This window comes from Rhodoferax sp. (genome assembly GCF_010365055.1).
Classification (GTDB): domain Bacteria; phylum Pseudomonadota; class Gammaproteobacteria; order Burkholderiales; family Burkholderiaceae_C; genus Rhodoferax.
In genome coordinates this window covers 1-6,920 of the sequence record NZ_JAAFHA010000140.1, presented here as the reverse complement: position 1 = coordinate 6,920, position 6,920 = coordinate 1, and the positions used below count along the sequence as shown (strand labels likewise).

Here is a 6,920-nt window from a genome sequence, read left to right as displayed (position 1 = left end):
TTGTGGCTCGACCAGCATGGCCAGTTGCGCCAGTGACTCTTGCCAGCCCAGGTAGCACATCTCAACGGGGATGACCTCGGGTATTCCTTCTTGCACGATGTTCATTTCGGTGCCGCAGGACACTGGTTTGAAAGTGACGGTGGTCTTCATGGTGCCGGGCAGGTTGGGGTCGTCAAACTTGTCCGTGTAGCAGATTTTGGCCGCGGGTACCAACTCCAGGTACTCACCCCCAAAGCTGTGGCCGTTGCCGGTGCCGAAATTGGTGAACGTCATCTTGAAAGTGCCGCCCACCTTGGCGTCCATGTGGTGTACCTTGCAGGTGAAGCCATAGGGCGCTACCCACTTGGCCATGGCGTCGGCCTCCAAAAATGCCCGGTAGATGCGCTCCGGTTGCGCGCGGATGACGCGATGAAGCTGTACGGTGTTGCTAGGCATGGTCTGCTCTCCTTCATGGTCAAATAAAGTGAGGTCACGCCTTGCTTCATGCGTTCGCGCCAAGGCGTAGATTCAATTGTGTACCGCGCACAAGAAGGGGAGCGCAGGCCCTGGGCAGTGTCCACGTTGCCATCGATGTCTGTCCCTTGCGACGATCCTGCGCCATGGGCGCGGTGCTCGCGTTCGCCATCGCGGTGGGAAGCCGGGCTCTTGCAACACACCATGCGTTCCCTGGCGACATGTCACGACACGACTGGCTGACTCCAGCCTTCGACATTGACGGCATAGCGGGTGGCCTTGCCGACGCCTTCAACTTTGAGCAAACCATGGCGCAGCAGCTCTGACAGGTCACGGGTGGCGGTGGCTTTGGAGGTGCCGGTGATCTAGCTGAATTATTTCCGCCGGCATGCCGCCGAGAAAGCCGCCGCCCGGTTCAAGGCGTTGTAATACGCGGCCGTTGCCGTCTTCAAAAGGGGTGAATTCGAACTGTGGGGTAAGGGTTTGAACGGCTAATCGGCCTCAAGCGCAGCGAGACTTACTTGGCAGGCCTGTGCAGCGCGCAGATCTTGTTGCCGTCCGGGTCGCGCAGATACGCCAGGTAGAGTTGGCCTGCCGCGCCGTCGCGAAAGCCCGGTGGGTCTTCGCAGGTGGTGCCGCCGTTGGCGATGCCGGCCGCGTGGAATGCGTCACATTGTTCCGGTGACTGCGCGGCAAACCCGAGGGTGCTGCCATTGCCGTGGGTCGCGGGCTCGCCGTTGATGGGCGTGGTGATGCCAAACAGACCCGTGGCGCTGCGGTAGAAATACCGGCTCTTGTTGGCAAACCCCGGGCCGATGCCCAGCGTGCCAAGCAGCGCGTCGTAAAACTTTCTGGAAACCTCAAGGTCATTCACACCGAACATCACATGACTGAACATAACTTTCTCCGTTGGAGCCCATGGCGGGCAGGTTGATTTGTGAGCATGGTACTTGCCAGTTGGCCTACGGCCGGTGGCTCAAATAACGAACGGTGCCCTTCATTGCCAGGGAGATTTATATTTACATTGCAAAAATAACTTCATTAGTTAAAATTTCAATAATGATTAGCCGTCAATTTGAATCCACCGTCCGCCAAAAACTGCTCCAAACCCCTGCCGTGGTGCTGCTGGGGCCGCGCCAAGTGGGCAAAACCACGCTGGCCCGCACCCTTGCCAAGGACTGGCCCGGCGGCGCGGTGTACCTGGACCTGGAGCGCCCCTTTGATCGCCTGCGGCTGGAAGACGCCGACACCTACCTGCGCGCCCAGCAGGGCAAACTGGTCATATTGGACGAGATCCACCGCGCGCCTGGCGTGTTTGAAATCTTGCGCGGCATCATCGACGACAACCGGCAAGCCGGCCTGCGCAGCGGGCAGTTTTTGCTACTGGGCTCGGCCGCGCTGGACCTGATGCGCCAATCCAGCGAGACACTGGCCGGGCGCGTGGCCTACCTCGACATTGCCCCGCTCAACACCGGTGAAGCCGCTGCTGCTGGCATTGCCGACAGCACCCTGTGGCTGCGCGGCGGTTTTCCTGACAGCCTGCTGGCTGCTGACGACACCCAAAGCCTTGACTGGCGGCGCGACTTCATCCGCAGCTACCTGGAACGCGACGTGCCCATGTTTGCGCCCCGCCTGCCTGCCGAGACCATTGGCCGCCTGTGGACCATGCTGGCGCACAACCAGGGCAGTGTGCTCAACCAGTCGCGCATTGCCAGCGCGCTGGGCGTGGCCAACCCCACCATTGACCGCTATATCGACCTGCTGGTGGACCTGCAACTGGTGCGCCGCCTGCGGCCCTGGGGCGGCAACCTGGGCAAACGGCTCGTCAAGTCGCCCAAGGTCTATGTGCGCGACAGCGGCCTGCTGCACGGCCTGCTGGAACTGGAAACTCTGAACGACCTGCTGGGCCACCCCGTGTGCGGCCTGAGCTATGAGGGCCATTGCATCGAGAACCTGATCCAGGCCGCCGGCAGCCGCCGCGTACCCTACTTCTACCGCACCCAGGTCGGCGCAGAAATTGACTTGGTGCTGGAAAAAGGCGGCAAACCCGAGATGGCGATTGAGGTCAAACGCTCCATGGCGCCCAGCCCGGAAAAGGGCTTTGTCATTGCCTGCGACGACCTGCAGATAGCGCAGCGCTACGTGGTGTACCCGGGGCAGGAGCGCATCCCCCTGCGCCATGGTTCGCAGGCGATTGGCTTGCAGGCGCTGGCCGCGCTGCTGGCGCATGACTAGAAAAATCAGGCTCTAACCCCCGTATTACTTTCGGCAGCAGCTATTAAATACAGAGCAAATGGCGACCAGCCGCTTCCGCAGATCAATAAACCGCATCATGGTCACCCACGTTCACCGGGATGATCTGTTGGTCTTGAATCAGCAGCTCCAACGTGATGCGGTATGACAAGTTGATGGACACCGAATGCAGGCCGTCAAACTTGCCGCGCAAGGCATGTAAACGCAGAGAAGGGTGCGTGGGATTTGCCTCCAGCAACTGGAGCGTCTTGAGGTAGGTGCTGCGCAACTCCGGGTGCTGCTTCAAAAACTTGGCAGCCCGGCGGTTGTACTGTTCGGTAAAGAGCAGGGAAAACGGCATTGGCGACGCGCTCACAGCGTGTCCAGCCGCGCCAAGTGGGCCTCGGGTGACTCCTGCACCGTGCGGCCAGCGGTCAAGTCGGCGCGGGTTTCGGCCAGCGCGGCATCCAGCTCGCATTCGCGCAGGTAGTGGTAATGCGCCATGTCCATCACCACAAACCTGTCTTTGCCCCGCACCGAAACAACGGCCTCGGGCGCCGTGCTGAGCGCGAATTCGATGGCAGCAATACCCTTGGTCTTGAGATCGTTGGCGCTGATGTGAGTCATGGCGGCCCCCAGAATGCTGTTAATAGTGCGATTGATAGTACGACATATGCTGCGATTCGGCAAGCGACCCATTGGTGCGCACCTCAGACATGTCGCCGGGGCGAAAAGGCGACCCTCAGGCGCCGCAGGGACGTGCTGCGGGCGGATGCGGTGCAAGAACTACTGGACAGGTAATTACCGCCGGTTTGAAGCCAAATAGGACTGCAGCCCTCGTGGATATTGCACATGCAGCTATTAACAACGGAGCAAAATACAAGCCGACTCTGACGATCGGCTTCAGCCTCAGATCGCACGGTCGGTGATCAGACTTCCGTGATGAACTGCTCGCGCGGGCGGCGCACTTTGGTCAGGTTCACCAGCCAGTCCTTGTCGGCCTCACGGTAGCCCAGCGGCAAAATGGCCACGCTGCGCAGGCCCCGCTCGCGCAGGTTCAAAATCTCGTCCATCGCCTTGGGGTCAAAGCCTTCCATCGGGGTGCAATCCACCTCTTCAAAGGCGGCGGCCAGCATGGCGGCGGTCATGCCAATGTAGGCCTGGCGCGCCGCATGCTGGTGGTTCACCTCGGCATCGCGCTGCGGGTACATGCCCAGCAGCATGTTGCGGTAGTTCTCCCAGCCCTCGTTTTTAGAGCCGCGCACGCTGTTGGTCAGGTCGAACATCATGTTGATGCGCTCGGCCGTGTAGTTGTCCCACGCCGCAAACACCAGCAGATGCGAGCCATCGGTGATCTGGCCCTGGTTCCAGGCGATCGGCTTGATGCGCTCGCGCACCTCTTTGCTCGTCACCACAATGATCTCGTAGGGCTGCAAGCCACTGGAGGTCGGTGCCAGGCGCGCCGCTTCCAGAATACGCTCCACCTTGTGGTGGGGCACCGCTTTGGCGGGGTCCATCTTTTTGGCGGCGTAGCGCCACTGCAGACGCTCGATCATGGCGTCCGATGGCATCTCCTGGGTGCTGGGGAGTTCGGTGTTGGCGGGTGCTGCGAGAGTGGCGGACTGGGTCATGCAAAGCTTTCTTGGATAGGGACTGGGTTAGGTTGGCATCGAATGTAGAAGCATTAACGTTGCTTGAGAAGCCCTAATAAAGCACAATTGAGTTGCTTTTGGAGCAACAATAAACCGCTAACCATGCTCAATCCCCAACTCCTCACCACCTTCTCGGCCATCGTCAATGCGGGCAGCATCAGCGCTGCGGCCACGCGGCAGGGCTGCGGCAAGTCTGTCCTTTCGCGCCAGCTGGCCCGGCTGGAATCCGACCTCGGCGCACGCCTCATCCAGCGCACCACGCGCAAGTTGACGCTGACCGAGGTGGGCAAGGTGGTGCTGCTGCAAGCCCAGCAGATTGACCGCGCCCTGAGCAACGTGGCGCAAATTTCTGGCCAGTTCCAGCAAGAGGTGCGCGGCCCCTTGCGGGTGGCCTGCCCGCGCCCGCTGGGGCAGCGTCATCTGGTGCCCCTGATCACCGAATTTACGCAACTGCACCCCCTGGTGGAGCTGACGCTGCTGGTGGAAGACCGCCTGAGCGACCTGATCGCCGAGCAGATCGACGTGGCCATCCGTGTGGCGCATCTCGACGACTCCACGCTGGTGGCGCGCAAACTGGCCGACAACCCCCGCGTGCTGGTGGCAGCGCCCGCCTACCTGGCACGCGCCGGGGTGCCCGCTGAGCCCCAGGATCTGGCGCAGCATGAATGCCTGCTGTGGACGCGCGACAACCGCGTGTACGACGAATGGACCTTCATGCTGGACGACACCACCACGCTGGTGCGGGTGCAGGGCCGCATTCGCATCAACGACGGCATGGCCCTGGTGGCCACGGCCTGTGCCGGGGCGGGCGTGGCCGTGCTGGACCGGCTCCTGGTAGAGCAAGAGCTGGCCAGTGGTGCACTGGTCGAACTGCTCCCGGCCTACCGCCTGCCCGTGGGGCCGTCGCTGTACGCGGTGTACCCGGCGCGCCAATGGCTGGCACTGAACACGGCCACGTTTGTGGAGTTTTTGCTGTCGCGGCGGTTTGCGCAGCGGCTTTGAAGTTCTTTGTGCAAGAAATAGGCCGCTAGCCCTAGTGGAATGTGGGTAGACCGCTACTTAAACAGTAGCATGTTCAGGATGGACAGCGAGGACAAACGCGCCCTGGCGGGCAGGCGATTGGCTTACTCGAACTGGCCGCTTTGTTGGCTCATAATTGGCCAAAATAGCAACTATAAGTTATTGAAAAATAAAGATTTACGGTGTAAATATAGAATTCGTATTAACATACCGAAATGCTAGAGACCAGCGCCACCATCGCCCGCCAGTACATCGATGCTGTCTCCACCTTCGAGGCCTTGGAAGAAGCCCTGGAGGAAGCCGCCCAAGTGCGCGGCGGCATGTACTGGCATGCTGGCCCCGCATCTGCGCCCGACGCCAAATACCTGGTGCGCACCACCCCCGCCGGGAATGAGACCAGCCTCGGAGCCCGCACAGCTGAGACCGAAGCCATATATGAGCGCTTCACCCAGCGCAAGCGCGCAAGCGCCGAGCGCGTGTCCGGCCTCAAAGCCGCCCTGGAACAACACCAGCGCCTGAACCGCGCCCTGCGCGTGGGCCGGGTCGATCCACTGGTCGTGGCGCTGCTGGGCCGCCTGGCCAGCACCCACCTGAGCCCTCACTTTCGCGTGGTCGGCACCCATGCGCTCTACGCATTTGAAGCCACCGCCGGGGTGCGGCTGGACTCGGACACGCTGGCCACCCGCGACATTGACCTGCTGTGGGATACCCGCAAACGCATCCTCTTCTCTACCCAGTTGGCGCGCGTGGACAGCTCCATGCTGGGCGTTCTGAAAAAGGTGGACAGCACCTTTCGCATCCGCAAGAGTCAAAAATACACCGCCGTCAACAAAGACGGTTTTGAAGTGGACATCATCCGCCGCGAGCGCGCGGGAGATGGCCCGCACCCCATCAAACTCAGCGATGAGGATGAAGATTTCTGGGTAGTGCAAGCGCGCCGCGCCAATGTGCTGCTGGACTCTCCCGGCTTTTCTGCCGTGATCGTGGCCACCAACGGCACCATGGCGCGCATGAATACCGTGCATCCTGCCACTTTTGTGGCGTTTAAACGATGGATGTCTACCCAAACTGAGCGCGAAGCCATGAAACGCCGGCGCGACCTTCTACAGGCCGACACCGTCCAGGAGATGCTGGAGAAATACCTGCCGCATCTGTGAATTATTGAAGACTCACCGGCACCATGCGCCCATCGGCTAAGGCGCGGCGGTCACCCACCAGGACTTGGGCCAGATGTAGATGTACGTCAACTACTTTGACCGCCACGTCAAAACCGACGCTGAGGTCGCGACCATCGGCATTGTGCTGTGCAAAAAGAAGCACGAAGTGCTGGTCGAAATCACCCTGCCCAAAGACGCCAACATCCACGCCCGCGAGTACCCGCTGTATCTGCCGAGCAAAGAAGAGCTGCAGCGCAAGCTGGCCGAGTGGGCAGCGGAATTACCGGACGTGGATGCGCATGATGATAAAACTAGCCTGTAGCCCTCTACAGGGACTTCCCACCAAATCAAGAGGTATTGGATTTATTTTTTGATAGGCGGTATTCATTGCATTGATGTAAACGAA

At 60.7% G+C, this 6,920-nt stretch carries 10 protein-coding genes; 5 read left to right on the top strand and 5 right to left on the bottom strand.

What is annotated here, in order from left to right:
* A partial coding sequence (locus GZ093_RS19410) for an SRPBCC family protein (RefSeq protein WP_296489238.1) occupies positions 1-435 on the bottom strand: 435 nt, incomplete at its 3' end.
* A 164-nt stretch (positions 436-599) separates the two neighbouring features.
* Between GZ093_RS19410 and GZ093_RS19405 the strand changes: the two genes are divergently transcribed.
* Positions 600-779 (top strand): hypothetical protein, encoded by a 180-nt coding sequence (locus tag GZ093_RS19405; RefSeq protein ID WP_296489237.1) that lies wholly within the window; start codon positions 600-602, stop codon positions 777-779.
* Between the two features lie 191 nt (positions 780-970).
* Here the strand turns inward: GZ093_RS19405 and GZ093_RS19400 are convergent, their stop codons facing one another.
* The gene (locus tag GZ093_RS19400; protein WP_296489235.1) at positions 971-1,351 is read right to left on the bottom strand and encodes a VOC family protein; all 381 of its coding nucleotides are present in this window, start codon (positions 1,349-1,351) and stop codon (positions 971-973) included.
* 161 nt (positions 1,352-1,512) lie between these two features.
* Between GZ093_RS19400 and GZ093_RS19395 the strand changes: the two genes are divergently transcribed.
* Entirely contained in the window at positions 1,513-2,688 is a 1,176-nt protein-coding gene (locus GZ093_RS19395; RefSeq protein ID WP_296489233.1) for an ATP-binding protein, read from the top strand.
* Positions 2,689-2,770: 82 nt separating this feature from the next.
* Here GZ093_RS19395 and GZ093_RS19390 read toward each other — a convergent pair whose 3' ends face one another.
* From GZ093_RS19390 to GZ093_RS19380, 3 genes are all read right to left on the bottom strand, one after another.
* The gene (locus tag GZ093_RS19390) at positions 2,771-3,061 is read right to left on the bottom strand and encodes a hypothetical protein (RefSeq protein WP_296489232.1); all 291 of its coding nucleotides are present in this window, start codon (positions 3,059-3,061) and stop codon (positions 2,771-2,773) included.
* Positions 3,058-3,312 carry a hypothetical protein gene (locus tag GZ093_RS19385; RefSeq protein WP_296489230.1) on the bottom strand — a complete coding sequence of 85 codons (255 nt, stop codon included), beginning with the start codon at positions 3,310-3,312 and terminating at the stop codon, positions 3,058-3,060. Before GZ093_RS19385 ends, GZ093_RS19390 begins: the two co-directional genes overlap by 4 nt.
* Positions 3,313-3,614: 302 nt before the next feature.
* Positions 3,615-4,256, bottom strand: coding sequence for an NAD(P)H-dependent oxidoreductase (locus GZ093_RS19380; protein WP_296489240.1), 642 nt, complete (start codon positions 4,254-4,256; stop codon positions 3,615-3,617).
* A 183-nt stretch (positions 4,257-4,439) separates the two neighbouring features.
* Here GZ093_RS19380 and GZ093_RS19375 point away from each other — a divergent pair, with 183 nt between their 5' ends.
* From GZ093_RS19375 to GZ093_RS19365, 3 genes are all read left to right on the top strand, one after another.
* Positions 4,440-5,339, top strand: a complete 900-nt coding sequence (locus GZ093_RS19375; RefSeq protein WP_296489229.1) for a LysR family transcriptional regulator — start codon at positions 4,440-4,442, stop codon at positions 5,337-5,339.
* A 233-nt stretch (positions 5,340-5,572) separates the two neighbouring features.
* Positions 5,573-6,514 carry a GSU2403 family nucleotidyltransferase fold protein gene (locus tag GZ093_RS19370; RefSeq protein WP_296489227.1) on the top strand — a complete coding sequence of 314 codons (942 nt, stop codon included), beginning with the start codon at positions 5,573-5,575 and terminating at the stop codon, positions 6,512-6,514.
* Positions 6,515-6,593: 79 nt separating this feature from the next.
* Positions 6,594-6,836: a PDDEXK nuclease domain-containing protein gene (locus tag GZ093_RS19365; RefSeq protein WP_296489225.1), complete on the top strand. Its 243-nt coding sequence runs from the start codon at positions 6,594-6,596 to the stop codon at positions 6,834-6,836.
* The last annotated feature ends 84 nt before the right edge of the window (positions 6,837-6,920 follow it).